Genomic DNA, 25,260 nt, shown 5'->3' with positions numbered 1-25,260 from the left:
GCCTGTACTACAACAAGGATGGACTTTCTGGAGAGGTGAGATGATGACACGCACTACGCTTCGTACGCTGTTGGTGAGTAGCATGATTAGCTTGAGTAGTTTGGCAATGACCGTACAAGCTCAACAACCTACTAAACCCGAATGTATTGCTCCTGCACAACCCGGGGGCGGTTTTGATCTGACATGCCGGGTTGCGGTAAACGGTTTTCTGGAAACGGGTGGTTTGGATCAGCCCATGCGCACCATTTATATGCCAGGTGGCGTAGGGGCGGTGGCGTATAACCATGTTGTTGCGCAACGAGCCAGTGATGCAAATGCGATCACAGCCTTTTCAGGTGGTTCATTGTTGAACCTCGCCCAAGGCAAGTTTGGTAAGTATTCTGAAAACGATGTGCGCTGGGTAGCGTCTATCGGTAGTGATTATGGTGTGGCGATTGTACGCAACGACTCTCCTTTCCAGGATTTGAATTCGCTGATGGAGGCGTTTAAAGCCGATCCCACCAAAATAGTATTAGGGGCAGGTGGTTCTGTAGGTGGTCAAGACTGGATGAAAGCAGCCTTAACGGCGCGAGCAGCAGATGTGGACTTCCGCAGAATGCGTTTTGTGGCGTTTGAAGGTGGTGGCGAAGCCATGACTGCTTTGCGCGGCGGTCATATTCAAGCCTATATGGGTGATGCGGCAGAAGCCTACACCATGTTGGAAGGTGGCGCTCCTATACGAGTGCTAGCTGTCTTCAATGACAAACGTTTGGACGGTGCTTTGGCTGATGTTCCCACGGCTAAAGAACAAGGTTTTGACATTGAGTGGCCTATTATTCGTGGCTTTTACGTAGGTCCTAAAGTGTCAGACGAGCAGTATCAATGGTGGGTAGCTGCATTCGATAAATTAATGCAAACCCCCGAGTTCACGCAGCTGCAGCAACAGCAAGGGTTGTTTCCGTTCAATATGACCGGTGCGGAGCTAGATGCGTATGTGAAAGCCAAAGTAGTGGAGTATCGAGAGCTCGCTGACTCCTTTGGCCTAATCAAAAAATAATGCTTTGATCCCCTCTTTAGCCCGGTAACTATTTACCGGGCATTTTTTTCCTGCCTATTTGGATGCAGGAGATTCAGGAGACTTCATGATGACGCTAAATAATCGCGTGCTAGGAGTGAGCGCACTGGTTTTTGCCGCCCTAGTTACGGCTTTTGGTTATGACTTGGAACCACCGTTTTCCTATGAACCCGTAGGTCCTAAAGCTTTCCCGTTGTTGCTGGCGTTCATTATTGCGCTGTGCGGGTTGAGGCTCATACTTAAAGGCGGTGGGGAGGTGGCTCCCAATCCTTCTGGTGCTACAGCCCGTATTTCGGTGATGGTGGGTGTGTTGGCTGGTTATGCCTGGTTATTCCAGTGGTTGGGCTTTGTGATTGCAACGGCGTTGATGGCTATTTGTGTGGGGCGCTTGTTTGGTGCGTCATGGAAGCAATCCATCATCGGTGGTGTAGGCATGGGTATAGGGCTGTTTCTGTTGTTTGACTTGGCTTTAGATGTGGTCCTGCCGCATGGCATCTTGGGAGAATGGCTATGAGTGATACCTTGACGTATCTGGGCATAGGTTTTGGGGTGGCATTTTCAGGGCTGAATTTGCTGGTGGCAGCGATTGGGTCGTTTATTGGCACTATTGTTGGTGTGTTGCCCGGCTTAGGCCCCATTAATGGTGTAGCCATGTTAGTGCCTATTGCCTTCGCCATGAAGCTTCCACCAGAGTCTGCATTGATTCTGCTGGCTGCTGTGTACGTAGGGGCTGAGTACGGTGGCCGTATTACGTCTATTCTGATTAACGTGCCGGGAGAAGCGGCAGCGGTCATGACCACCTTGGATGGTTATCCGCTGGCACGTAAAGGGATGGCCAGTGTTGCGCTGTCGTTGTCGGCTTTTGCTTCGTTTATAGGTTCGGCAATTGCGATTTTCGGGATTGTATTACTGGCGCCGTTGTTGGCGAATTGGGCGGTAGCGTTTGGGCCGGCTGAATACTTCGTGCTGATGGTGTTTGCTTTCTGCGCACTGACCAGTTTGCTAGGAGATGAACCTGTCAAAGGTATTTTGGCAGCCATGCTAGGGCTGTTCATTTCTACGGTAGGCGTGGATGCTAACTCTGGCGTGTATCGCTATAGCTTTGATATTCCTAATCTTGCGGATGGTATCGATTTTGTTGTGGTTGTCATTGGTTTGTTTGCCGTCGCTGAGATGATGCAAATGCTGGAAAACCTACTAGGTGGGTTATCCATTGAAGTACCTAAGAGCAAACGTAAGCTCTTTAATTTCAAAGAGTTGGCTTTTACATGGTGGAGTACTCTGCGTGGTGGTTTGATGGGGTTCTTTATTGGGATTCTTCCTGGTGCTGGAGCCAGTGTGGCGTCCGCTGTAGCCTATGCCAACGAGAAAAAATACATTGAAGGCAAAGACCCTGATGCGTGTTTTGGTAAAGGCGATCTGCGCGGTTTGACCGCACCAGAATCTGCCAATAACAGTGCTGCCACGGGCTCCTTCATTCCTATGTTGACCTTGGGTGTGCCGGGCTCTGGTACGACAGCGGTGATGATGGGGGCGCTCACTCTCTATAACATTACACCTGGTCCCATTCTGTTCGAGGCACAACCGCAAATCGTCTGGGGGCTGATCGCGTCCTTGATGGTGGCCAACGTCATGCTGTTCCTGATGAACGTACCAATGGTGCGCGTGTTTGCGGCGATGCTTGCCATTCCTCCGCGTTTATTGGTGCCTGGTGTATTGGCCATCAGCTACATAGGTGTATATGCGTTAAATGGCACAGTCTTTGATTTGGGCATGGTTGTAGGTATTGGCGTGATTGGCTACTTCCTACGTAAGCTGGACGTACCTATGGCACCTATGGTGCTGGGAGTAGTGCTTGGTAACATGATGGAGCAAAACCTACGCCGTGCATTGTCCATTACAGACGGTGATGTTGGTATCTTGTTCAGCAGCCCTGTTTCTATAGGTTTGTGGGTGGCTGCTATTTTGGTGAGCGTAGGGCCTATGGTGTTGCGATACTTCTCGCACCGTAAGGTTAAAAGCAATGAGGCGTAATGAGTGTGAGTGAGGTAGTTCATACACAATAAACACACCAGCATTAATCATCTTGCCACAAGCGTAAAACGGCCTAGAGAGTGTGATTGTCTAGGCCGTTTTGCATGATGCAATAGTAGTGATTTGTTGTTTAGGTACTTAGAGCAGTGACTCTATGGGTAACCAAGACAGAAAGCCTACGTATAAACGCTTCCAAAATGATGAGGACGGCTCAGTAGTTTGTGTCTGTGTACCTTGAGAGCTTTGGCTAATCCACACTAAATCATTGTTTTTTTCTAGCGCGAGTTGGTACGCGTAGTAGGGGACAGTGTGATCAAATGCGTCGGTAATTGCTTTGGCCATTTCTTCGCTTTCTATCACAAAGCCTAGCTCGGTATTCAATACAGCCGAGCGTGGGTCAAAGTTAAACGACCCCACAAAAGCCCGTTTACCATCTACCGCAAAGGTTTTGGCGTGTAGGCTAGAACCCGAACTACCAAATGGCCCCGCTTTTTCTTTAGCCCTATCGTGGTCGCCTTCTCTACGCATTTCAAATAGCTCTATACCTTGCTGCAACAAGGGTAGTCGGTATTTTGCATAGCCTGCGTGCACCGCAAGTACATCGGTGGCTTCCATCGCATTGGTGAGAATGCGTAAGCGTACACCTTGTTTGGTGAGGGCGGAAAATGCGTCTACCCCTTGTTGAGTAGGAACGAAGTAGGGCGATACCAAATCTATAGATTGTGTGGGTTCTCCCAAGATTTCTACTAATCTGGGCATTAACATGGCTTTGGGTTGCGCTTTGCCCAGTACCTTATCAGGGTCGTCACTGACCATGGTGACGGGTACCCATTGAAAGGTTAATTGGCCCGCCAATAGGTTTTCAACAAAGGTAGAGGAGGCAATGTTTTCTACGTACGCTTGTGCTTGTGGAATGAGTGAAGTATTGCGCTCTTCTGATAGCAGCGCCTCAGCTGTTTTTTTGTCAGGTGTATCCACTAACAGTTCTATAGGGTAAGCCGCTTGGTGGTTCCAGTAACGGTCAAAGTCCTTAGAGACCTCATCAACGACGGGGCCTACCACCATAACATCTAAGTCGGCAAAGGCGACATCTTGCGTTGCGCCAAAATATTCATCACCAATATTGCGCCCGCCCACAATGGTGGCTTGTCCATCGACGGTGAGCGATTTGTTGTGCATGCGTCTATTTAGGCGGCTGAAATCGACTAAAAAACCTAGCTGTTTGAAGGTACGAAATGGGAAGGGGTTAAAAAGTCGGACCTCCACATTGGGTTCGGTATTCAGCAACGCCAGCTTTTCATCCAAACCGCTGGTGCCGTTGTCATCAATTAGCAAACGCACGCGTACATTACGTTTGGCGGCTTCATGCAAGGCATGTAAAAGCAGATTGCCAGTAATGTCATCGCGCCAAATGTAGTACTGAACATCCACGCTGCGCTGCGCAGTCGAAATCATCAAAATGCGTGCGGCAAAAGCGTCTAGCGCATCAGGCAGTGGCACTACCCCAGAGAGTAGAGGGTGTTGTGCTACTTGCGGCTGCACACTTCTTCCCAGCAACGTGTCGTCGGTATCGTGTTGTAGAAAGGCTTCTGAAACCGTTTTGTCTGGGGTAGCGGGTAAATGGCAGGCAGACAGAATTCCCGCAGAAAGCAGTAACAATGCATTGCGCGGTGAGAAATAGCCCTGTCTGGTCATGATGATTCAGCAATATGAGAGTAACGGGATGCGTGGGCTCACGAGTCATCGTGAAAGCCGTTGACGACGCCTATCAGATGGTGGCGCCGTCTCAGTCTACTAAAAAACTGCTCAAGTTGCGAAGATAGAGAAAAATGGTTACGCCCCTGTAGCGGGTTCCGGCAAGGTAATTCCTTTTTGGACGGCAGGCCGTGCGGCAATACGATCATGCCACGCACTTAGGTGAGTATGGTGGCTGAAATCGAAGTTAATAATGCGTGCGATATGCGACCAACCAAAATGGGCAATATCAGCAATAGAGTAGTGATCGCCTGCTAAATAAGGGTGTTGCGCTAGCTGTTGATCAAGCACACCAAAAAACTGATCAGTCATGTATTGGTAGCGCTCAATAGCGGCGGGGTTAGGTGTGCTATCAAACAATTCGAAATACACACGTTGGCCAATAATAGGACCCACACTAGAGGCGTGAAACTGTAGCCATTTAATGGCTTCCCAACGTTGTTGCACGTCGCTGGGTAAGAGCTTTCCTGTTTTCTCTGCAAGATAGAGCAGAATTGCGGCTGACTCAAATAGCACTACGCCGTTGCTGTCATCTTTGAGAACGGGAATACGACCATGTGGGTTCAGTGCTAAAAAATCGGGCTGACGGTGCTCACCTTCTTCTATACGAATATGGTGCAGGGTGTAGGGTATGCCTAACTCTTCTAAAGCAATGGTGATTTTGAAGCCGTTAGGCGAGCTATCGGTATAAAGCTGTAACATGACAATCTTTGAATTTTCTAAAGGTAGAGTAGGGCTTAATTTAGGCAATTTTCGGCTGTTATTAGCTTGTAAATAAAGCGATTTATACTAACTTTAGAGTTTAGGAAAACTAAAATGAGTGTGATGCCTCCTTTGCAGGCGCTACGTACGTTTGTGGAAGTCGCCAAACAGGGCAGCATCAAAGGTGCTGCCGAGGCACTGCATGTGACGCCGGGTGCTGTGAGTCAGCAAATGCGTTTGCTGGAAGAACGCTTGAATACAGAGCTATTGCAACGTGAGCGCTTAGGTATGCGCCTGACTTACATGGGCGAAAAGCTCTACCCCATGCTGAATGATGCGTTTGCACAAGTAGATAGAGCGATGGATATGGTGGCTGCACACGCGAGCACCAAAACACTCACTATCAGCACGGTGGCTGCTTTTGCTGCGTCGTGGTTGGTGCCGCGTTTAGGCCGTTTTACGCAGCAATATCCGCACATAGAAGTGCGTGTGGAAACGGGCTCTGATCTTGTAGACATGCGCAAAGATCGAGTAGACATTGCGTTGCGGCATGGGTTGGGCGACTACCCCGAGCTAGATGTGCTGCCCTTGATGGCACCAGTATTGGTGCCGGTGGCGGCTGCTAGCTTGCTGCAAGGGCAAGTCGTGCGTGAACCTGCAGACTGCTTGAGCTATCCGTTGTTGCACGATGTAGACCGTGCAGACTGGTCGTTATGGTTACTCGCACATGGTGTACACGTAGATGCACATGCACGGTCAGGCGGTGTATTTGAGGATGACTATTTACTCATACGCGCAGCGGAAGCAGGCCAAGGTATAGCCTTGATTCCTGAGGCCTATGCGCGTGAAGAAATCAAAGCGGGTAGATTGGTGCAAGTGTTAGATAAACCCTGGCCTGCACGATTCGCTTACTACATCGTCACGCGCCCAGGGGCAGCGAAGCGAGCAGAAGTTCAAGCCTTTATTGAGTGGATTTCAGCCGAGGCCGCAGCGATGTGAGCTCTATAGGTAGCACAATTTACTGGCTACGTAGCAAGCACCGGTAACGTGCGTTTGGCACGAGTGAACAGGTTATGCAACAACATAGGAATGGCTACCCCTAAGCCTATGTAGATAGGCCATGTAAATGGGCTGTAGTAGTGATTAAGGGCTTTGGTGCGGTGTAGATCCCAAAGTCCTAACCACGAAAACACAATATCCAGCAGCACAAAGGCCAGTATGTGGTACGACATAATGGGTTTAGAGTGCTGGCCTATTTTTTTAAGTGCTGCCATGTTTTGGTAGTGGGCCAGTATCTTTGCAATAGAAAAAATAGCGACTATGCCCGCTAATGCTGTCAGAGTTTGACGCGCAAAGCCCAAGCTGTATTTACTCCATGCAATGACCAGAGGTTGCAGCGCATCGTATTGCTGCATCAGGTAAAGAAACACGAATGAACCTACAAAGCTGTATAAGCCAGCCAGTTTGAAGATAAAGCCTTTAGCGCAGTACCCCAATAAGAAAAACGATGAACCTACTAATACCTGTGACAGCAGGTTGTAGTAGAAGATTTTATTGGCTTGATATAACGGGGCAATAACGTCCATGCCTAGCAGCCCCATTAGCAAAGCGGCGCTCAGCACGAGACTATAGTGAACGGTAGTGCGGGGAATGGTTTTATCCAGCAGTAGAACAACCAGAAAGCACAGTAGGGACGCAATGGCGTAGGCAAATAGAAACCAGCCTACAAAGAAATAGCTACCACCATGAAAGCTTTGCTCTATAGGGTAAAGCACTGAATCCAGTATTGAGCCTCTCCACATGCTGGTATAGGCGATGGGATACAACTGATGCAAGATAGCAAAGATCAACGCGATCAATACATAAACAGCCGCGATGTAGAACAGGTGTTTTTTAACAATGCCTAGTGTGTGCGAGGTTATGCTGCGACGGGTGTTGAGCAACAAGCCACCTAGAAAGAAAAACAGCGGCATGTGATAGACATAGGGTTTCAGAAAGGTAAATGGGTCACCAGGGTAGTGGCCTATTACCACCGCAATAATGCCTAATGCTTTCACATAATCCAGTACTAGCGAGTCTGTGTTGCTGATCTTAGAAGAGGACAACGGGTACACCTTTTGCTGCGTTCTTGATTACACGGTAACAAGAAAGGCATGAAGCTACTAAGTAAAATTATCTAAGGGCTTGTGACAATTTCTTGGGGCATACACCCTACAGTGTTGAGTATTCGCCGTGACAGCAGCTATATCGACTGCTACACTTTGGCCCATTGTCATTGGGGAGTAGCCATTCCTAACACGCTGTTAGGAAGTCCACGTCAACAAACTTGAAGTGCTTTGCTTCATGGCGTGGTCAGCCGTTGCGCTAGCAACGTTTGCCAGGCGAGACCTTTGGCCACATGCGTTCAGCCTGCCGGGCGAGCTCGCGTGTGAGCCATTGGTGTTCTGCTTGCCCGGCCCTTTGTGATCCCATGTTTCTCACCCTAAGCTTATTTCTTCTGTCGGCTGTAGCTATCTACATTGCCTGCGAATATTTTGTTAACGGTATTGAGTGGTGCGGTAAGCGGCTAAATCTAGGCGCAACCGCTGTAGGCTCTGTGTTGGCAGCATTTGGAACGGCATTGCCAGAAAGTGCCGTCACGTTTATGGCGGTGGTGTTTGGCTCTACGCCAGAACAGAAAGCACTAGGTGTAGGAGCGGCCATGGGCGGCCCCTTGGTGCTCGCCACTTTGGTGTATGCAGTGGTAGGGGCGGCGCTGCTGTTTAATCGCAAGAAACTGGCGCGTTCCTCATCTGAAGTACGAGCAGATTCTGCTCGACTAAGTCGAGATCAAGCTGCTTTTCTGCTGATTTTTGTAGTGAAAGTGGCTTTGGGTTTGGTGGTGTTTAGCATTAAGCCGTGGTTAGGTATTTTGTTTCTGGCTGCCTATGGTGTGTATGTATGGCGTGAGATTAAGGAGGCCGACACCGCCCCAGAGGAAGAAGAACTAGAGCCTTTAAAAATACGCCCCTCGGATGCCGAGCCTTCCTTAGGCTGGGCCTGTACGCAAGCGATGCTCGCACTGGTGATCATTGGTGTGGCATCGCATACCTTTGTTGCTCAGTTGGAAAATATCGCCGTTGCGTTAGCATGGTCGCCGCAATTGGTGGCGTTATTGCTTAGCCCTGTAGCCACCGAACTCCCTGAAGCGATGAATGCCTTGATTTGGGTGCGCCAAGGTAAAGAGCGTTTGGCGTTGGCGAATATCTCTGGCGCCATGATGATTCAAGCGACTATCCCTAGCGCACTGGGTATCTTCTTTACGCCTTGGTTGTTTGATGGCCCGCTCTTGCTGTCTGGTGTGATTACAGCAGTAGCAATTGTGTACTTATGGTGGTTGTTCAAGCGTGGCGCTGTGCAAGGACGTGAGTTGCTGGTGGTTAGTAGCGGCTATGCACTGTTTGCGGTGTTGGTGTTTTATAGCCTGAGCTAAGTTGTTTGGTGAGGCGTGTAAGAAAAAAGCCCACATCTGTGGGCTTTTTATGTACGCGTTGTCTAGTTAGCGCTGAAAGTTCTGTGCAAGCTCTAAGTTGTTGCTGGTGCCTCTAGACCAGTTCATACGGTACTCAAAACGGTCAGGCGTGTAGAGGATTTCAGAGTAGTTAATAGGGCGCTCATCAGAGTCTATAAACAGCCTACGTAATTTCAGTAGGGGAGCGCCTATAGAGGTCTTCAATAGGCGTGCTGCCTGTTCATCTGCCGATGTGCAGGTGATGGCTTGTTGCACATGCTCTATCGTAATACCGGCTTTTTGGATCAGGTCTACCAGAGCATGATTGACCAAGTCGTCTCTGCTAAACGAGCGTCCTATATCTTCCAGCAAGTAGCTTTGCGAATGAGAAAAAGGCTCGTTTTTCAAGTAACGTACACGTGTGACGTGTTGAATGATGGTGCCAGGCTCGATATTTAATTGTTCGGCAACAGGTGCAATCGCGGTAGAAGGGTTTGAGGCAGCACTGGAACGGGCTGAGCGTTATGTGGAGGCGGGTGCCGATGTGTTGTTTGTGGAGGCACCAGCGAATCAAGAACAACTGCAAGCTATTTGCCAGCGCTTTGGTACGAGACTGCCCTTGTTAGCCAACATAGTAGAGGGCGGTTCAACGCCTATGTATACGGCACCTGAGTTGGGTGAACTGGGCTTCCAGATTGTGATCTTCCCTAGTGGCATTGCTAGGGCACTCGCCAAAACAGCCGATCAATACTACGACTCACTGCACCTGAATTTAAGCAATATACCTTTTAAAGATCGCATGTTGGATTTGAGTGGTTTGAATGCATTGATTGGCACGCCTGAAATGTTGGAGCACGGTTAGCCGCTGAAGAGGCTGGTTACGATGCACTGTGTATTGATACGGTGAGTGATGCAGGCATGGCTGTATTGCGGTCGGTACTCACGATTCCTGTGATTGGTGCAGGGCGCCACGCCATGCTAACAGCCCTGATGCTAGGCGACAGCTTTTCTATCCTCTCTATGTGGGACAGATGGAATCCGTTGTATCGCAAAATACTGGCTGAGTTAGGCTTGGCGCATAAATGTGCATCGATGCGAGCCGCGAATCTAGTGCCTAACAATCAGGTGTTGTTGGGTGGTAGGGAAGCTGAAGTGTTTCCAGTACTACGTGATGTGGCCTTACGCTGTATAGAAGAAGATGGCGCAGACGTGATTGTGCTGGGCTCAACGACTATGCATGAGGCCCACTCCTACTTAGCTCAGCAACTGCCTGTACCGGTGATCAACCCGGGGCCCTTGTCATACCGCTTGGCGCAGAATGCGCTGCAGTTGGGGTTGTCACACAGTCGTGCAACATACCCTGAGCCTCTGGCACCGCGCTTAGACACCTATAAGGCCATGGGCCTAGCACTATAACGCAGGAGCAGATTATGTCCAGAATATTAGTAATTAATCCCTTCCCTTTGGATGAGGAAGGTGTCGCGCGGCGCGCAGCACAAGGTCAGCACGTAGAGTTAGACCCCAGTACAGAGCTGATCTACAGGCCTGTACGTGTAGGCTCTACTTCATTTATGTCGCATCACGATTGGCTATTGGCGGATATAGGCATTTATGAAGCCGCTGTGGACGCAGAAAAAGAAGGTTTTGATGCGGTAGTGATTGATACCATGAGTGATTCAGGTATGGCCGCACTACGCTCTGTCTTGAGTATTCCTGTCATAGGTCCAGGTAAAGCGTCTATGTTGTATGCCTTGACCTTAGGTAATAGTTTTTCCGTGTTGGCTCAATGGAAACCCGCCTTGCCACGTTATAAGAAAGTAATCAGAGAGTATGGCTTAGAACGCCAATGCGCTTCTGTACGTTCCTTTGATATTGAGCCTGACTTTGTCAATCTTACTGAGGGCAAAGAAGATACGGTATTTCCACGTATGCTGGAAACGGCAATGCGTTGCGTGGAAGAAGACGGTGCAGAGGTAATTTGTCTGGGTTCTACTACCATGCACTTGGCAGCAAAGTACTTGGCCGAGCATTTGCCAGTACCGCTTATTAACCCAGGGCCATTCAGTTATAAGTTGGCGGAAACGTTACTAAGCTTAAAACTGACCTACAGTAGGCATGCTTATCCCTCACCGCATGTGCGTAAAGATGAATTAGTGCATGCGTTGGTAAATGCCGCTGTATAAGGGGTATGGCAGTAGGTAGGAAAATGGCCCACAAATGAGGGCCATTTCTGAAGGTGCTTACAAAGGCAATTCCCGATTCTGCACCAGATTCTTCATCACCAACGTGGACGTTAAGCGTTGCACCCCCGGCATGGCTGAAAGCTGGCGGTCATACAGCACTTGGTAGGCCTCTAGATCTTTAACTACGATTTGCAGCATATAGTCGGGGTCACCAAACAAGCGCTTGGCTTCAATGATCTGCGGAATGTCGATAACGGCGGCTTCAAAGCGGTTGATGTTTTCTTGGTTACCATCGCGCATGGTCACAAATACGACAGCTGAAAATCCTAACCCTAAGGCGAGCGGATTCAACTGCGCACGGTAGTCTCGTATAGCACCAGATTGCTCTAATGCCTTTAAGCGACGGTGGCAGGGAGACAGGCTTAAACCTACCCGTTCGGCCAGTTCAGTGATGGTTAAACGGCCATCGGATTGAAGCTCAGCAAGAATCTTCTTATCAAAGTCATCCATTTGCAATTTTCTTCTAAAAATAGACCGTATATGGTCTTTATTTGAAAGCACATTCTAATGGATTGGGGATATTCTTCCTATTGATTTTTGAGTATGTTTAATCAATAGAGGTTAGCGTGTCGTTCAGCATTTTGGCGTCATTTTGGCTGGTGTCGTTTTTGTTGGTGATTGTGCCTGGTATGGACTGGGCCTATGCCATTTCGGCGGGTATACGGGGTAAGACGGTGGTCGCTCCTGCTGTGAGTGGGATGTTGTTAGGCCATTTGGCGGTAACGGGTTTGGTGGCAGCAGGGGTGGGGGCGATTGTGGCCGATATTCCTTATGCGCTAGATGCGGTTACGCTGGTTGGCGCAGGGTATTTGCTGTGGTTGGGTGTAGGGATGATTCGCCACCCGGTATCACCACTTGCGGAGTTCAGTAATGCGCCAGATCGCAGCATGCAGTGGATTGTCAAAGGCATAGGGGTAAGCGGGTTGAATCCCAAGGTGTTCCTACTGTTTTTGGCGTTGTTTCCGCAGTTTGCAGACCCAGCCAGTTCGTGGCCTTTATCGGTACAAATGCTGACCTTAGGTGGGATTCATTTGGTGAGTTGTGGTGCCGTGTATTTACTGGTGGGCTATAGCTCGCAAGCGGTATTGCAAACGCGGCCTGAAATGGCCCAACGGGTTAGTCAATTGTCAGGCTTTTGTATGATGGCGATTGCGGGGGCATTGTTGGTTGAGCTGGTGGTGCAGCACAGTTAATCCGCGAGTGAAAGGGCACTGCTGTGCCCACTTGCACCTTTCTTGATACCTAGGCTAGTTTCTCCTAGGCAATCAATAAAAGCACGTAACTTAGGGGATAAGTCTCGGCTAGATGGCCAGACTATCCAGATAGGAATAGCGTTCTGGGTGCAGTCTTCTAAGATGGTTTGTAGCTGTCCTTGATGCACGTAATCGGCCACGCTAAAGTCCGGTAGGCAAGCGATACCTTGACCATTTAAGGCTAGATGGATGCGCATTTCTATACTATTGCACACAAATGAACGTGGTAGTTCTATGGCTTCTTCCTCGTCATTCGTCGGCAAGGGCCACGGTTCTAGCCTACCATTGGTAGGAAAGCGGTAATGCAAACAAGTATGGGTAAGTAAGTCTGCTGGTTGTTGTGGGCGGCCATGTTGCTCAAAGTAGGACGGTGAACCTACTAACACACGTTGTAGTGCGCCAATTTTGCGGCGTTTTAAACCAGAGTCTGTGAGTTTACCCGTGCGTACTGCTGCATCAAAACCATCACCAATCACATCAACGATGTGGTCAGAAAAATCCAAGTCCAGTTCCACTGCGGGGTAGCGCTGCATGAAACTGGCAATAGCGGGTTGGAACAAGCCGCTGTATTTGGGTAGGCTGACGCGTAATTTGCCATGAGGGGTTTCGCTGGCATTGGACATTTCTAGCTCAGCGGCTTCTACCTCAGCCAAAATTCGCAGACAGCGTTCAAGAAAACGTTCGCCATCTGCGGTTAAGGCCAAGGTACGCGTGCTGCGGTGAAATAAACGTACGCCTAATCGTTCTTCTAGTCTGGCAATAGCTTTGCCTACGGCCGAGGGCGATAACCCCAGTTCACGCGCAACAGCAGAAAACCCTAGTCGTTCTGCGACACGTACAAATACACCCATACTGCCCAAGTTATCGATCATATGCGATTTGATTTAAGACAAATTAGTCCGAAGTGTTGATTACTCTAGCATATTTTTCTTGTCTATTTTTGATCGTAAGCTACTGATCTTGCTTTAGTAGTGCGTGCAACACCAGTGGTGTTCAGTACTACGTGATTTTTACAGTAGAGAAACCATGTCTGATCTTTCACAGCCATCGTCTATGCGTTGGCTTCAATTGGCAGCAGCCTGTTTGACTGGGCTGCTTATTCCTTTATGTTTCACCGGGCCAGCAGTCGTGCTGCCATCTATCAGTGCAGACTTAGGCGGAACCGCTACGCAGCTTAGTTGGATTATGAACGCGTACATTCTGAGTTATGGTGGCGCGGTGATGGTCTCTGGTAGTTTGACGGATATTTATGGCCGTCGACGCATTTGGTTGTTGGGCTTAGGCTGGTTTTGCGCGGTAACCTTTGCTATTCCTTTCATGCCATCTGTGTTTTGGATTGATATTCTGCGTTTGTTGCAGGGTTTGGGTGGTGCGGCAGCTTTTGCTGCAGCCATGACATCCTTAGCACCGCTGTTTGAGGGGCAGACGCGTGCCAGAGCTTTTAGCCTATTAGGGACTACCTTTGGTTTGGGTTTGGCATTCGGCCCGTGGGTAGCAGGCTGGATTGTAGAGATCAGCAATTGGCAGGGTGTGTTTTATGTGACCGGCTCAGTAGGGCTAGCGAGTATTGCGATGGTGATGGTGAGTACCTCTACCACGCATGAAAACACCAGTGGTGCATTAGACTGGCCGGGGGCGATTAGCTTTACCTTGGCGTTGGGTTTGTTCACGTATGGCATGCTGTTGATTCCCGAAAAAGGCTGGTTGGATACGACGGTAATCAGCGCCTTGGTGGCCTCGGTGATTGTGTTCTCTGTCTTTGTAGTCATAGAGAAAAAAGTCGCTAATCCCATGTTAGATCTGAGCTTTTTCAAACAGCCTTCTTTTGTGGGTGTACAAGCCTTGGCGGCATCCCCTGCGTTTTTGTTTATAGCCTTGATTGTGGTGTTACCAGGCCGGTTCATTGGTATTGATGGTTACAGTGCCTTGCAAGCAGGTCAGATGATGGTGTGGTTGGCGGCCCCCTTGCTGGTGATTCCTGTCATCGCAGCAATGTTGACCCGTTGGTTTACACCAGGAACCTTATCCGGAGTCGGGTTGGTTATCGTGGCGATGGGCTTGTCGTGGTTAGCACAAGCGTTTGCTGCAGAAGGTGTGCATCAGGTACAACTGCCTTTATTGCTAATAGGCATAGGGATTGGGTTGCCGTGGGGCTTAATGGATGCGATGGCCGTCAGTGTAGTGAGCGCTGAACGTGTCGGTATGGCGACGGGTATTTTTAATACCGTGCGTGTGTCAGCGGATGGCGTAGCCATTGCAGTGGTTAGCGTGTTGTTGGCAACGTTGATACAGCAGAATTTGGTATTGGATGTAGGTGCGTTGCCAGCAGAGGCTGTCATTAAAGGGGCAGGCCTTGCCGCGTTAGGAGAGCTACGTGCTGCAGCTGAATTATTGCCCGGGGCTGAGCTTGCGTTAGCACATAGCTATGCTGAATCTTTTGTGCGTGTGCTGTATGCGTTGGCGGGGTTGGCATTATTCATCGCTGTAATCGTAGTTATGTTATTGCGAGGCCAAGGAACTGCATCAACCATAGCGGTTGAGAAGGCGTAGCTAGGTACGGCTGTAGGGTGTGAACATACCTTGCAGCCGTAAGTGCATTGATTGTTGGATGTGCTGTATGGTTGCTAGCGATGCATACAGATGAAGTGTAATGGTCTTGCTTGTGTTTTGTTTCAATTTGAAATAAATTTTTCAAATTTGACAATTTTATCGATAATGTTTTCAACATGGCTGGTTTATAATTCCTTCTCAAAATTTATTAAACAAAATTTTTGATTAATAATTATTAATTAAAAAATTAAATATAGAGTGGGAAGCTAGAGTGAAAAAATTAAGTCCAAAAACATCGCTAATACTTGGGGTTATTTTATTGGTATTGAGTGCATTGATCTACTGGAAAAGCCAAGATTCTGGTATCAGCGCAGCCGAGCAAGCTAATTGCGAAAAACAAGTATTGGCTAACTATGGTAGCAGTGCTGACGCCCTGATCGGACAATGTAAGACTAGCGTAGGCTTTATTGCTATGATGAATGCACGTTCAGGTGGTGCAAGCTCTGCTGGCGAAATGGCTCAAGCCATTAGCTCAGCTAACCAAAGCGACACTGGCAGCCACATGATCTACATGTTCTTGATGGGTTTGTCGTTGGCATTGGGTCTGGGCCTGTTGCTGAATGGTGTAAAAGGTTTGAAAAAATAAGTAGCACTAAATAATTAAAACCGCATAAATTAAAAATAATTTATGCGGTTTTTTTATTTGTTTTAATTAATGTTTTTAAGATGTTTGTTTTTTATGCCATAATGTTTTGGAGGAAATCATAGCAAGCATAGTAATACTGCCTGCATTGATAATAGCCATGGCATAAAGTCCTGATATAAAGGCGGCAGCAGTGCCATTTAACACAGTTATAGCGGCTGCACTAGGTACGCACAGCGCCGTGCCTGATGGAGTATGTGTTCTGTGCGTTCTACCTTGGCCTGCAGTACTTCTCTAAAAACAGTCAGTTCTGCTCTACAGAAACTTTGACAGGTAGATGCTGCAGCGCAGATGGGGCAGTGGTTCTCTATCAATACAAAGCTGCCATCTGAGCACTCTTCATATTCAGCCATATAGCCTTCACGCGAGCGTAACTGTGCAAGCTTGGCGACGCGCTCTTTGAGCGTAGTCAGATCGCGCAATTCGTAACGATACAACTCACGGCTTTGTTGTTCGCGCATATCTATCAAGCGATCTATAGCTTGTTCCCCAAATGCCTGCCTAACCGTGTTGAGTAGTTGTATGGTGAGTTCAGAATGAGTGTCTGGAAAACGATGGTGGCCGGCTTCGGTCAATCGCCAATACTGACTAGGGCGGCCTACACCTTTGCTGTTTGAGTCAGTTTCCATGACGACTAGCTCGGCAGCGGCCAGTTTTACAAATTGCTGGCGTGCGGCCTCAGCCGTAATACCCAACTGCTTACCCGCGTCGGCGGCTTGTTGCGGGCCGCGTGTTTTTAGCAGATGCAGTAAGCGATCGGCAGTAGATTGAGTAGGTTGTACGGTATTTTCCAAGGGTTTTCTTGACAAATTAAAGGTGCGTTTTTAATATTCAAAGCAAATGCTTGTTTAATTAATGTAGCGCATTACAGTGTCCTAGGCAACGTTGCATAGGGGCGTTATGTTGCCTGGAGAATATATGTCAGTTCATGACGGTAGCTGGGGGGATTTGCTATCAGGCAAGAACCTCGCTGGATCCATTGCGTTGGCGGGTGGGGTGGCTTTGCATGCCATCAATATTTATATAGCGACTACCGTCTTGCCTTCAGTGGTGAAGGATATAGGCGGGTTGGAGCTGTATGCGTGGAACATGACGCTATTCGTGGTGGCGTCAATCTTAGGTTCTGCCTTGACCGCAAAACTCTTAGCGACGGCAGGATCTAGAGGAGCTTACGCCATAGCGGCTGTGTTGTTCATGGCTGGTAGTGTGATCTGTGCGGCAGCGCCTACTATAGAGGTGATGTTATTGGGGCGCACATTACAAGGTGTGGGGGGCGGCTTTTTGTTCGCGCTGGGCTACGCAATGATTAATAGCGTCTTTGAGCAGCGGTTATGGCCTAGAGCAATGGCACTGATTTCAGGAATGTGGGGTGTGGCCACCTTGTTTGGGCCCGCTATAGGTGGCATTTTTGCGCAAATGGATGCATGGCGGTGGGCATTTGGGATGCTGGTGCCAGTTACCTTGGTGTATATGGTGCTGGTATGGTTGGTTTTGCCGGCTCGTAATCAAGAGAGGCTATCGGCGAAAGCGCTTCCTGTGCCTCAGCTGTTGTTGTTGACAGTAGCTGTTTTAGCGGTGAGTGTAGGCAGTATGTCGCATGATCCATCATGGAATTTACTGGGGGTAGCGGTGGCCGCTGTCATGGTGATCATGTTGGTGCGGCAAGAGTTCACCAGTAACCTGCGCTTGTTGCCTAAGGATGCGTTGCGTATGCATTCACCGTTGTTAATGTTGTACCTGACGATGGGCTTGCTCGTAATCGGTATGACGAGCGAAACGTTTGTGCCGTATTTCTTGCAACTATTGCACGGCCAGTCGCCATTGATCTCGGGTTATTTGGCAGCGTTAATGGCGGCAGGGTGGACGGTTGCTGAAATCTGGAGCTCTGGTTGGCAAGGCCGTGGCATACGTGCGGCAATCGTTAATGGCCCCGTGGTGGTGCTAGTTGGTATGGTGCTGTTGGCATGTAGTGTGCCCTTGCATGGCCAAGGCGACTGGTTGATATTAGCGGCTATTTGTGTGGGCTTATCGTTGGTGGGGTTTGGTATAGGTTTGGGCTGGCCACATATGCTGACACGTATTTTGCAAGTCGCGCCCAGTGATGACAAAGATGCTGCAGCAACATCTATTACCACCGTACAGTTATTTGCGACGGCATTGGGTTCTGCTTTGGCGGGTATGCTGGCAAACGTAGGTGGTTTGAATGTGCCTGGCGGTGTAGTGGGTACTTCCAGTGCAGCAGGGTGGTTGTTTTGGGTGTTGGCTGCTGCGCCGCTACTAGCCGTCTTTAGTGCGATACGAGTGTCGGCAGTACTCAAGCAGGAGCACGCTAGCTAAGTATTTGCACATATAGCATAGCAATGTAAAAAACCCATCATCGATGGGTTTTTTGGGTTTTCTTAGCGTTATCTTTCCATAGCTATAGTGCTATTTGGTATTTGACGCTCATTTCTGTCTTACCAGAGGGCACGGTTTCAGCAGTAGGTTCACCTTGTTGAGCGAAGCCCACCGTTGTTAGCACATAGGCTGATGCGGGATTATCTACGACGGTGCGTGCTCGTAAATGCGTTAAGCCTAACTGTCGAGAAATTTCCATCGCCAATAATAGGGCGTGCTTAGATACTTTACGACCACGATGATTGGGGGCTACCCAATAACCTATTTCGGCATCTGTGGCGGTGATATCAAAGAACACCATGCTGCCCAGAAACTCATCATTGTTGGCATCAGCAATACTAAGCACGGCCAAAAAACCAGCTTGTAAACCTTCTGCAATCACGCCTTGAATCATGTCGCGCACAATCTCTGGCGTGTAGTGGTCTAAGGGTAAGTGGGCAAAACGTTTCACTAATGCATCTTCGGTGCCCGCAGCATAAGCCTCGGCATCGCTGTTTTGCATAGTACGAATGCAAATAGAGCCATCTGAGTAGGGTAAAACAGAAAGAAAAGAGCGTGGTGAGTGCTGAGACATGTCTTGGAGAGTGTTCATGTGGCAATAGAAAAGAGTTTGGTGAAATTTGGTTAACTATACCGTCATCGTACGATATAGGCGGCGTTTAACAAGGGCTTTCTGATCCTGATGTCATCAAATACTATGCACTGAGTTATGGCAGTCTAGAAGCCACCAAAGTGCAAATGCAGTGGTTTGAGCAGATTGTGGCTGCAGCGGCGCAGGGCCTGAGATAGACCGTGAAAACGCGTGCGTACGTCGTAAGGCTGCATCACAGAAAACGGGGTCAGATGACACTATCTGACCCCGTTTTTTAGCTAATACCTTGTTAGGTAGCTGCAGTATCAAAAGCCTAGATGACAGGTGCGCCATGCTGACTGATGATTTCCAGTATGCCGTTGATCACAAATTGGATCCCCATGCAGACTAGAAGAAAGCCCATGACACGGGCAATGGCTTGTACGCCACCTTCACCTAAGAACTTGTTGATATTGTTTGCGCTGCGCAGGCAAACCCAAAATATTACACCCAGCAACAAGAAAACAAGGATAGGGGCAAGAATGATGGTTAGCGTGGAGTAATGCACGGCATCAGATTGCATGGTGGCCGTTGCGCTAATAATGAATGCGATAGTGCCAGGGCCAGCAGTGCCTGGTAATGCCAAGGGAACAAAAGCAATGTTCACGGTTTTACGCTGTGCCAATGCATCTGCATTGGCTTCGGCTTCAGGCATGTCATTGGTGTCTTGTGTGGGGAATAGCATAGTGAAGCCAATGAAGGCCACAATCAGCCCACCAGCAATACGCAGGCCAGGGATAGAAATCCCAAACGAATGCATGACCCATTGCCCAGCAAAGTAGGTGACCAACATAATCATCACCACATACACTGCGGCCTGATTAATTTGTTTGTTACGTTCTTGTAGTGGGATATGACGACCTAGGGATAGCAGCAGCGTCATTGAGGTAAGAGGATTGGCCAAAGGCAGCATCAATGTTAGCCCCAATCCAACAGCGGTAAATAACTCTATGATTTGATCCATAAATTCGTCTGTGAGTGTCTGTGAGTATAGGTAGAGTGTAGCAGTGCTGCTAGCGCGTGAGTATTCCTTTGTTGGTAATGAGAATTATTGTTATTATTAGTGTTTTTCTTTTGTTCACGGGCTAGTGTTTTTCATGTCTAATCGTCATGTCGTTCGTAAGAGCTGGCTGGCTCACTATGCTGAGTTGTTAGGTACGTGGCGACGTAGGGCGCGCGTACACGAAGACATGGAAGACGCAATGCAAGATGCGATGCTGCGTATTTTGGAAAATGGTTCGGTTAACGCAGAAAATCCTAAGGCCTATTTGCAGCGTAGTGTGGCCAATGGTGTCATTGATAGGCAGAGGCGAGAAACAGTCTTGCCGATGCATCCACTACATGAGTTGCATGAGTCTGAGCATCCTGAAGTAGCAGGGCCTGACTCTTTGCTGTACTCAAAACAAATGGCTGGTGATTTAGCAGTTGCATTAGAGGAGCTACCGTTGGTATGCAGGCAGGTGTATATCTATAAACGACTAGAGGGCTGTTCACATGCTGAAATTGCCGAGGCATTAGGTATTTCGCGGGCAATGGTAGAAAAACATATGACACGTACGCTACGTCATTTGAATGCGAGGTTACAGCAGTATGCCTCCTGATATGAATAGTGCAATCACTCCGCAAGATCAAGCTGCTAGTTGGTTCTCGTATTTGAATTCAGGAGAGGCCACTGACCAAGATATACAGGCTTTTTACGAATGGCGTGCGCAAAGCGCAGAACATGCCCGCCAGTATCGCAATGTAGAGCGTATTTGGCAGGCAACTCTGCATGTGCCCGAAGAGGCATTGCGCGCTATGTCGCGTCCCTCCATCTCGCAAAATGTGATGCATAAACATTCGCGTAGGCGTTTTGCGTTTGGTGTGGCTGGTTTATGTGCGGCTGCAGTGATGGCAGCCATAGGCACAGAATATTTACTTGGTGGGGCTGAATACCAGGAGAAACTGGTCGTCCAGCGTGGTGAGCGTACAGAACTGCAACTGCCTGATGGTTCTGTTTTGGTAGCGAATACTGGCACGCAAGCGCAGGTATATTTCTATGAGTCTGAGCGTGTGGTAGAGCTGCTATCAGGCGAGGTGTTTTTTGACATACAACACGATAGCCAGCGCCCGTTTATTGTGCAGGCTGGTTCAAGCAGGGTGGTAGTGACTGGCACGCGGTTTAATGTGCTGCATGAGGCACAGCAACTGCAAGTTAGTGTTGAGTCTGGGTCTGTCAATGTAACGCAAGGGCCTTGGTGGAGTCGGGAGCAGCGTTCATTACGAGCTGGCCAGGTCGTTAGAAACACACCAGACCATAGCTTGAGTGCCGTACAGACAGCAGATTTGAGCAAAGAGCTGGCATGGCAACGAGGCATGATTGTGTTTGAAAATACGCCATTACAGCAGGCTATTTCAGAAATTAATCGGTATTTAGAGCAGCCAGCCTTATTGAACGCTCCAAGATTGAAAGACTATCGTCTAGCAGGCGTTTTCAGTGTGGAGGATCCGCTGGCTTTAATTCAGACTTTGCCAGAGTTTGTGCCGGTGCGTGTTCACTATAAACAAAATGGTCAGTTAGTGATTAGCGAGTTATAAGTGGATTCACTCCTGTTTTTATAGTTGTTAAAAATTATTCGCATTTTCATTCTGATGTTTTGATGCTGGTTCGTCTTAAGAATGAGGGGGCAGTGTTCGCGTAGGTTGCGGCACCGCTCTGTTACGTTTCAGGTGTATAGCCCATGCATCTGACATTCTTTGGAAGTAGCCAGACTGTGAATACCACTACATCAACTATCCCCGTGCGTAGCGCAAAGCCTGCTATGAACACCACGCTAACCACGTTGGTGATCAGCTTGGCCGTTGCCTTTGGCACATTATCAAGCGAGTTAAACGCTCAAACAAACACTGTATCTATCAGCCTTCCGGCTCAGTCGCTGAGTAAGGCGTTGCTGCAATTGGGGGAGCAAGCCTCGTTGCAGATATTTTTTGCGCAAGAGGTGGTAGATGGCTATAGTGCTCCAGCGTTATCTGGAAGTTATGAGCCAGAGGAGGCATTAAGCCAATTACTGGCAGGTACTGGTATTAGTTATAAACGCACGGGAAATAGTATTTCGCTGACTAAGCCTGCGCCAAGTAGTGCCGCTCAGCTATCAGCGATCACCGTAACTGGCGGGATTTTGGGTGATTTGTCACCTTCTTTTGCAGGTGGCCAAGTAGCGACGGGGGGAAGCTTAGGGTTATTGGGGGCGGAAGATGTGATGGATACCCCTTTTAGCACCATGAACTACACGTCAGAACTGCTGTATGACCAGCAGGCTCGTACCTTAGCGGATGTGGTCGTTAATGATGCATCGGTGCGTACAACCACGTCCACGGGTGGTTTTGGTGAAGACTTCATGATTCGTGGCTTCCCAGTAGGTAGTGGCGACGTCAGCGTAAATGGTCTGTATAGCTTGGTATCTTCCAGCCGTGTTCCTGTGCAAATTCTGGAGCGTGTTGAAGTGCTTAAAGGGCCTGGTACTTTAATGCGCGGTATTCCACCGGGCGGAAGTATTGGGGGAGCCATTAATTTGGTTACCAAACGCGCAGAGAATGAGCCACTGACTCGTGTGACGGCTAGCTATGTGAGTCAAGCTAACCTAACTGCGCAATTGGATGTTGGGCGTCGCTTCGGTGAGAATAATGAGTGGGGTGTGCGTTTTAACGGGGTAGTACGCGGAGGGGAAGCCACCACTCGTGATGGCAAACAAGATCTAGGTATGGCAGCTTTAGGTGTAGATTACCGTGGCACGCGATTGCGTTGGTCTGCGGATTTGATTCATCAAGAAGATACGCTGGAAAACATCAGGTCGCAGATAGGTTTTCAAAGTGACTTAACTGAATTGCCTGCGCCGCCGGATGGGCGTACCAACTTTTATCCTGGAACTCGTCTTACGCAGCGTGATGACACCATTATGTCTCGCTTGGAATATGACTTCACTGACAATATTACGGGTCATATAGGCTTGGGCTATAGGCACGGTAAAAATCGTCAGATTTTTCCTGTGAATGTAAAGCCTGGCGATCCTAATGTGCGCCAATCGGTAGACGCAGATGGTAATTTCAGTGTTATCACTACGTATTATGATTCGTACTCAAAAACATTCAGTAGTGAAGGTGGATTAACGGCTAATTTTGATACGGCCGATATACATCACCGGCTAGCATTTAGTGTTGGGTATATGGATCAAGAATTAGGCAATGCCTATAGTCCTGGGACTGAAGTGGTGGATTCTAATATTTATAATCCAGCACCCATGCCAGCTGGACCTGCTGAGCGATTAAAGCCTCAGAAGGCCTCTAACACCGAGCTCTTAAGTTTTGCACTAGCAGATACTATTTCGTTTGTAGATGACCGTATCTTGTTGACTGTAGGTGCTCGACGTCAAACCGTGGATGTGGCAAGTTATAACACGACTACAGGCGCTAAAACCTCTACGTATAGAGCTAGCGCTGTATCACCATTGGTGGGGTTGGTCGTTAAACCACTAGAGAATGTGTCTGTCTATGCCAATTTTACTGAAGGTTTGACACGTGGAACGATAGTGGGGGATCGTTATGCCAACCGTGGTGAAATCCTGAAGCCGTATAAGTCTAAGCAATATGAGGCCGGCGTGAAAGTGGATTGGGGCGGTATCATCACTTCGGCTGCATTGTGGCAAATAGCGAGACCAGCAGGGCAGGAGGATGCGAACAATGTCTATGGTTACTTTGGTGAGCAACGTAACCGTGGCTTAGAACTGACGGCGTATGGCGAGCTGACGGCAGGCTTACGCATGATGGCAAGTGCAGCGTTTACTCAAGGTAAATTGACCAAGACTCAAAATGGGGTGAACGAAGGTAATAGAGCTCCGGGTGTCCCCAGCAGTACTTACAACCTAGGTCTAGATTGGGATACCCCGTGGGTGCAAGGGTTAAGTCTTAATGGACGCATGATCTATACCTCATCTCAATACTTAAACAACACAAACACTTTACGGCTGCCTGCGCTAACTCGTTTTGATGTTGGGGCTCGTTTCTACACTGAAATTGCCGGCAAAGAGGTGGTGTTACGCGCCAATATAGAAAATCTAACAAACAAACGGTATTGGCTGGCTTCGAGCAGCTTCGCGACCAATGGAGCAGGACGCACGGTGATGTTGTCTGCTTCGATGAGCTTTTAAGTCTATTTTCAAGATGCTATGTCATTACCAGCGAGATTGTGAGCGGTGTGGTGGCGTAGTGCAGTATGAATAAAAAGGAAAATTATGTTGAACCGTCATGTATGTCTTACTGCGTTATCGTTTGCACTTTTCAGTGCACCTTTGGTACACGCACAAATTTCAAACTTTCCAGCTCAGCCTATCACACCAGAGCTGGTGCAAAAGACTACCATTACTGCGGATGGAGGCTTACGTAAAGAGCTGGCTTATGGCATTTATCAGCTAGCGTATAGCCCAGCAGATAAGGCAGTGTACGTGGCCTCTGCAGAAATGGCAGATGGAGTGCGAGGGGGCGTTATTTACAAACTGGACCCACAAAGCCTAGATGTCAAAGGCGTGATTCACAGTGATGAACGTAATTTTGGTCTGACTACTAATCCTGATGGAGATGTATTGTTTGTGACCAATAGCCTGACTCCGGGTGTATCACGTGTAGAGTTGGGGGATAAGGGTACAACTCAGCGTATTAGGTTTAGCAATGTGGGTACGGATGGCTTCAATGTGGGGCCTCGTAGCATCAGGCACGATCCGGCAAACCATCGTGTTTATGTGGGAGGCGTAGGTAATCCTGCGGTGATTTGGGTACTGGATGATGCAGATTTAACGTTGCAGCATACGATAGAAAACGCGGGGAAATGGGTCACGGGATTATGGCTAGATACGGATAATCAACGTTTATACGCAGCAAATGGCGATGGTGAAATTTTAGTGATTGATACGCAAAACGATCAAATCACCCAACGTTGGAAGCCAGCAGGAACAGATCCGGCATTGTTGTTGAATATTGCCGTGGATAAAAAACGCAATCAGCTTTATGTCACTGAGTCTCAGCATCAAAAAACAGTGTACGTGTTGAATGCGAGCACAGGACAGTTGGTTAAGCAGTTAGCCGTTGGTGATGCCTTAGATGTGCTGTTTAATCCAGAACGGGATGAGCTGTATCTGAGTCATCGAGCACAGGGTAAGGTGTCTGTGTTGGATGCAGGGACACATGCAGTAAAAGCGGAGTACACCTTAGCAGAGCATCCAAATAGCTTATTGTTAGGTCCAGATAATCAACTGTATGTCACAGTGAAATCTCCCTTCACGGCGGGGCATAAGATCAGTGCGCGGGAAAGCGTAGTGCGTATTGATTTGAATGCAGTGGCCCAGTAAGGGTCACGAACAGACAGAGCTACGATAAAAAAAGCCCTCAACCTACAAGGTTGAGGGCTTTTCTGTTTTGT

The 25,260-nt window shown here is 48.6% G+C and carries 24 protein-coding genes, 1 pseudogene and 1 riboswitch; of the genes and pseudogenes, 16 read left to right on the top strand and 9 right to left on the bottom strand.

The window, feature by feature from the left end; translation table 11 throughout:
- The first annotated feature begins 82 nt into the window (after nt 1-82).
- The 3 genes from AC3QL0_RS08795 to AC3QL0_RS08785 all read left to right on the top strand — a co-directional run bounded on the left by AC3QL0_RS08795 (nt 83) and on the right by AC3QL0_RS08785 (nt 3,088).
- The gene (locus AC3QL0_RS08795) at nt 83-1,036 is read left to right on the top strand and encodes a Bug family tripartite tricarboxylate transporter substrate binding protein (RefSeq protein WP_493010967.1); all 954 of its coding nucleotides are present in this window, start codon (nt 83-85) and stop codon (nt 1,034-1,036) included.
- A gap of 88 nt (nt 1,037-1,124) precedes the next feature.
- Nucleotides 1,125-1,568 carry a tripartite tricarboxylate transporter TctB family protein gene (locus AC3QL0_RS08790; protein WP_493010966.1) on the top strand — a complete coding sequence of 148 codons (444 nt, stop codon included), beginning with the start codon at nt 1,125-1,127 and terminating at the stop codon, nt 1,566-1,568.
- Nucleotides 1,565-3,088, top strand: coding sequence for a tripartite tricarboxylate transporter permease (locus tag AC3QL0_RS08785; protein WP_493008136.1), 1,524 nt, complete (start codon nt 1,565-1,567; stop codon nt 3,086-3,088). Before AC3QL0_RS08790 ends, AC3QL0_RS08785 begins: the two co-directional genes overlap by 4 nt.
- A 138-nt stretch (nt 3,089-3,226) precedes the next feature.
- Here AC3QL0_RS08785 and AC3QL0_RS08780 read toward each other — a convergent pair whose 3' ends face one another.
- Nucleotides 3,227-4,783 (bottom strand): phospholipase D family protein, encoded by a 1,557-nt coding sequence (locus AC3QL0_RS08780; protein ID WP_493008135.1) that lies wholly within the window; start codon nt 4,781-4,783, stop codon nt 3,227-3,229.
- Nucleotides 4,784-4,921: 138 nt separating this feature from the next.
- Nucleotides 4,922-5,545: a glutathione S-transferase family protein gene (locus tag AC3QL0_RS08775; protein WP_493008134.1), complete on the bottom strand. Its 624-nt coding sequence runs from the start codon at nt 5,543-5,545 to the stop codon at nt 4,922-4,924.
- Between the two features lie 114 nt (nt 5,546-5,659).
- Here AC3QL0_RS08775 and AC3QL0_RS08770 point away from each other — a divergent pair, with 114 nt between their 5' ends.
- A complete protein-coding gene (locus tag AC3QL0_RS08770) occupies nt 5,660-6,544 on the top strand; it encodes a LysR substrate-binding domain-containing protein (protein WP_493008133.1) in 885 nt (294 codons plus the stop codon).
- Between the two features lie 26 nt (nt 6,545-6,570).
- On the opposite strand, the gene AC3QL0_RS08765 is transcribed toward AC3QL0_RS08770, so the two are convergent.
- Nucleotides 6,571-7,650, bottom strand: coding sequence for an acyltransferase family protein (locus AC3QL0_RS08765; RefSeq protein WP_493008132.1), 1,080 nt, complete (start codon nt 7,648-7,650; stop codon nt 6,571-6,573).
- 160 nt (nt 7,651-7,810) lie between these two features.
- A riboswitch (yybP-ykoY riboswitch) is annotated at nt 7,811-8,002 on the top strand.
- A gap of 13 nt (nt 8,003-8,015) precedes the next feature.
- On the opposite strand from AC3QL0_RS08765, the gene AC3QL0_RS08760 reads away from it, so the two are divergent.
- Nucleotides 8,016-9,017: a sodium:calcium antiporter gene (locus AC3QL0_RS08760; protein WP_493008131.1), complete on the top strand. Its 1,002-nt coding sequence runs from the start codon at nt 8,016-8,018 to the stop codon at nt 9,015-9,017.
- Between the two features lie 66 nt (nt 9,018-9,083).
- Here the strand turns inward: AC3QL0_RS08760 and AC3QL0_RS08755 are convergent, their stop codons facing one another.
- Entirely contained in the window at nt 9,084-9,470 is a 387-nt protein-coding gene (locus tag AC3QL0_RS08755) for a GntR family transcriptional regulator (protein ID WP_493010965.1), read from the bottom strand.
- Here AC3QL0_RS08755 and AC3QL0_RS08750 point away from each other — a divergent pair.
- The 3 genes and pseudogenes from AC3QL0_RS08750 (at nt 9,469) to AC3QL0_RS08740 (ending at nt 11,218) form a co-directional block, all read left to right on the top strand.
- Nucleotides 9,469-9,897 (top strand): isocitrate lyase/phosphoenolpyruvate mutase family protein, encoded by a 429-nt coding sequence (locus AC3QL0_RS08750; protein WP_493008130.1) that lies wholly within the window; start codon nt 9,469-9,471, stop codon nt 9,895-9,897. The two genes, AC3QL0_RS08755 and AC3QL0_RS08750, sit on opposite strands and share 2 nt — an antisense overlap.
- Nucleotides 9,898-9,908: 11 nt before the next feature.
- Nucleotides 9,909-10,451, top strand: a pseudogene (locus AC3QL0_RS08745) (aspartate/glutamate racemase family protein); the annotation flags it as partial.
- Nucleotides 10,452-10,465: 14 nt separating this feature from the next.
- A complete protein-coding gene (locus tag AC3QL0_RS08740; protein WP_493008129.1) occupies nt 10,466-11,218 on the top strand; it encodes an aspartate/glutamate racemase family protein in 753 nt (250 codons plus the stop codon).
- A gap of 57 nt (nt 11,219-11,275) precedes the next feature.
- On the opposite strand, the gene AC3QL0_RS08735 is transcribed toward AC3QL0_RS08740, so the two are convergent.
- Nucleotides 11,276-11,728 carry an Lrp/AsnC family transcriptional regulator gene (locus AC3QL0_RS08735; protein ID WP_135863419.1) on the bottom strand — a complete coding sequence of 151 codons (453 nt, stop codon included), beginning with the start codon at nt 11,726-11,728 and terminating at the stop codon, nt 11,276-11,278.
- A gap of 116 nt (nt 11,729-11,844) precedes the next feature.
- Between AC3QL0_RS08735 and AC3QL0_RS08730 the strand changes: the two genes are divergently transcribed.
- Nucleotides 11,845-12,471, top strand: a complete 627-nt coding sequence (locus AC3QL0_RS08730) for a LysE family translocator (RefSeq protein ID WP_493008128.1) — start codon at nt 11,845-11,847, stop codon at nt 12,469-12,471.
- Here the strand turns inward: AC3QL0_RS08730 and AC3QL0_RS08725 are convergent.
- Nucleotides 12,468-13,403: a LysR family transcriptional regulator gene (locus tag AC3QL0_RS08725; RefSeq protein ID WP_493008127.1), complete on the bottom strand. Its 936-nt coding sequence runs from the start codon at nt 13,401-13,403 to the stop codon at nt 12,468-12,470. The genes AC3QL0_RS08730 and AC3QL0_RS08725 overlap by 4 nt on opposite strands.
- Nucleotides 13,404-13,557: 154 nt before the next feature.
- On the opposite strand from AC3QL0_RS08725, the gene AC3QL0_RS08720 reads away from it, so the two are divergent.
- On the top strand, nt 13,558-15,081 hold the full coding sequence (locus AC3QL0_RS08720; protein ID WP_493008126.1) for an MFS transporter: 1,524 nt from the start codon (nt 13,558-13,560) through the stop codon (nt 15,079-15,081).
- A 271-nt stretch (nt 15,082-15,352) separates the two neighbouring features.
- Complete coding sequence (locus AC3QL0_RS08715) at nt 15,353-15,727, top strand: hypothetical protein (RefSeq protein ID WP_493008125.1); 375 nt, start codon at nt 15,353-15,355, stop codon at nt 15,725-15,727.
- A gap of 206 nt (nt 15,728-15,933) precedes the next feature.
- On the opposite strand, the gene AC3QL0_RS08710 is transcribed toward AC3QL0_RS08715, so the two are convergent.
- The gene (locus AC3QL0_RS08710) at nt 15,934-16,578 is read right to left on the bottom strand and encodes a helix-turn-helix transcriptional regulator (protein WP_493008124.1); all 645 of its coding nucleotides are present in this window, start codon (nt 16,576-16,578) and stop codon (nt 15,934-15,936) included.
- Between the two features lie 124 nt (nt 16,579-16,702).
- Here AC3QL0_RS08710 and AC3QL0_RS08705 point away from each other — a divergent pair, with 124 nt between their 5' ends.
- Nucleotides 16,703-18,121 (top strand): MFS transporter, encoded by a 1,419-nt coding sequence (locus AC3QL0_RS08705; protein WP_493008123.1) that lies wholly within the window; start codon nt 16,703-16,705, stop codon nt 18,119-18,121.
- Nucleotides 18,122-18,203: 82 nt separating this feature from the next.
- Here the strand turns inward: AC3QL0_RS08705 and AC3QL0_RS08700 are convergent, their stop codons facing one another.
- Entirely contained in the window at nt 18,204-18,755 is a 552-nt protein-coding gene (locus AC3QL0_RS08700; protein WP_493010964.1) for a GNAT family N-acetyltransferase, read from the bottom strand.
- 331 nt (nt 18,756-19,086) lie between these two features.
- A complete protein-coding gene (locus AC3QL0_RS08695) occupies nt 19,087-19,776 on the bottom strand; it encodes a MarC family NAAT transporter (protein WP_493008122.1) in 690 nt (229 codons plus the stop codon).
- Nucleotides 19,777-19,909: 133 nt separating this feature from the next.
- Between AC3QL0_RS08695 and AC3QL0_RS08690 the strand changes: the two genes are divergently transcribed.
- The 4 genes from AC3QL0_RS08690 (at nt 19,910) to AC3QL0_RS08675 (ending at nt 25,189) form a co-directional block, all read left to right on the top strand.
- The gene (locus AC3QL0_RS08690) at nt 19,910-20,413 is read left to right on the top strand and encodes a sigma-70 family RNA polymerase sigma factor (RefSeq protein ID WP_493008121.1); all 504 of its coding nucleotides are present in this window, start codon (nt 19,910-19,912) and stop codon (nt 20,411-20,413) included.
- Nucleotide 20,414: 1 nt separating this feature from the next.
- Nucleotides 20,415-21,389, top strand: a complete 975-nt coding sequence (locus AC3QL0_RS08685) for a FecR family protein (protein WP_493008120.1) — start codon at nt 20,415-20,417, stop codon at nt 21,387-21,389.
- Between the two features lie 143 nt (nt 21,390-21,532).
- Nucleotides 21,533-23,995, top strand: coding sequence for a TonB-dependent siderophore receptor (locus AC3QL0_RS08680; protein WP_493008119.1), 2,463 nt, complete (start codon nt 21,533-21,535; stop codon nt 23,993-23,995).
- Nucleotides 23,996-24,079: 84 nt separating this feature from the next.
- The gene (locus AC3QL0_RS08675) at nt 24,080-25,189 is read left to right on the top strand and encodes a YncE family protein (protein WP_493008118.1); all 1,110 of its coding nucleotides are present in this window, start codon (nt 24,080-24,082) and stop codon (nt 25,187-25,189) included.
- The last annotated feature ends 71 nt before the right edge of the window (nt 25,190-25,260 follow it).

The sequence above is a fragment of the Paenalcaligenes sp. GW821-LYS-B07-1 genome (assembly GCF_058803365.1).
Note: the sequence above shows the minus strand (reverse complement) of the source record. Positions and strands in the feature narration are given on the sequence as shown.

What these genes read in the sequence shown, in the direction of transcription:
- AC3QL0_RS08705 (WP_493008123.1), top strand. Translation starts at nt 16,703, where the DNA reads ATGTCAGTTCATGACGGTAGCTGGGGGGATTTGCTATCAGGCAAGAAC.
- AC3QL0_RS08790 (WP_493010966.1), top strand. Translation starts at nt 1,125, where the DNA reads ATGACGCTAAATAATCGCGTGCTAGGAGTGAGCGCACTGGTTTTTGCC.
- AC3QL0_RS08785 (WP_493008136.1), top strand. Translation starts at nt 1,565, where the DNA reads ATGAGTGATACCTTGACGTATCTGGGCATAGGTTTTGGGGTGGCATTT.
- AC3QL0_RS08770 (WP_493008133.1), top strand. Translation starts at nt 5,660, where the DNA reads ATGAGTGTGATGCCTCCTTTGCAGGCGCTACGTACGTTTGTGGAAGTC.
- AC3QL0_RS08735 (WP_135863419.1), bottom strand. Translation starts at nt 11,728, where the DNA reads ATGGATGACTTTGATAAGAAGATTCTTGCTGAGCTTCAATCCGATGGC.
- AC3QL0_RS08725 (WP_493008127.1), bottom strand. Translation starts at nt 13,403, where the DNA reads ATGATCGATAACTTGGGCAGTATGGGTGTATTTGTACGTGTCGCAGAA.
- AC3QL0_RS08700 (WP_493010964.1), bottom strand. Translation starts at nt 18,755, where the DNA reads ATGTCTCAGCACTCACCACGCTCTTTTCTTTCTGTTTTACCCTACTCA.
- AC3QL0_RS08675 (WP_493008118.1), top strand. Translation starts at nt 24,080, where the DNA reads ATGTTGAACCGTCATGTATGTCTTACTGCGTTATCGTTTGCACTTTTC.
- AC3QL0_RS08690 (WP_493008121.1), top strand. Translation starts at nt 19,910, where the DNA reads ATGTCTAATCGTCATGTCGTTCGTAAGAGCTGGCTGGCTCACTATGCT.
- AC3QL0_RS08680 (WP_493008119.1), top strand. Translation starts at nt 21,533, where the DNA reads ATGCATCTGACATTCTTTGGAAGTAGCCAGACTGTGAATACCACTACA.
- AC3QL0_RS08685 (WP_493008120.1), top strand. Translation starts at nt 20,415, where the DNA reads ATGAATAGTGCAATCACTCCGCAAGATCAAGCTGCTAGTTGGTTCTCG.
- AC3QL0_RS08740 (WP_493008129.1), top strand. Translation starts at nt 10,466, where the DNA reads ATGTCCAGAATATTAGTAATTAATCCCTTCCCTTTGGATGAGGAAGGT.
- AC3QL0_RS08695 (WP_493008122.1), bottom strand. Translation starts at nt 19,776, where the DNA reads ATGGATCAAATCATAGAGTTATTTACCGCTGTTGGATTGGGGCTAACA.
- AC3QL0_RS08775 (WP_493008134.1), bottom strand. Translation starts at nt 5,545, where the DNA reads ATGTTACAGCTTTATACCGATAGCTCGCCTAACGGCTTCAAAATCACC.
- AC3QL0_RS08750 (WP_493008130.1), top strand. Translation starts at nt 9,469, where the DNA reads ATGATGGTGCCAGGCTCGATATTTAATTGTTCGGCAACAGGTGCAATC.
- AC3QL0_RS08795 (WP_493010967.1), top strand. Translation starts at nt 83, where the DNA reads ATGATTAGCTTGAGTAGTTTGGCAATGACCGTACAAGCTCAACAACCT.
- AC3QL0_RS08720 (WP_493008126.1), top strand. Translation starts at nt 13,558, where the DNA reads ATGTCTGATCTTTCACAGCCATCGTCTATGCGTTGGCTTCAATTGGCA.
- AC3QL0_RS08760 (WP_493008131.1), top strand. Translation starts at nt 8,016, where the DNA reads ATGTTTCTCACCCTAAGCTTATTTCTTCTGTCGGCTGTAGCTATCTAC.
- AC3QL0_RS08780 (WP_493008135.1), bottom strand. Translation starts at nt 4,783, where the DNA reads ATGACCAGACAGGGCTATTTCTCACCGCGCAATGCATTGTTACTGCTT.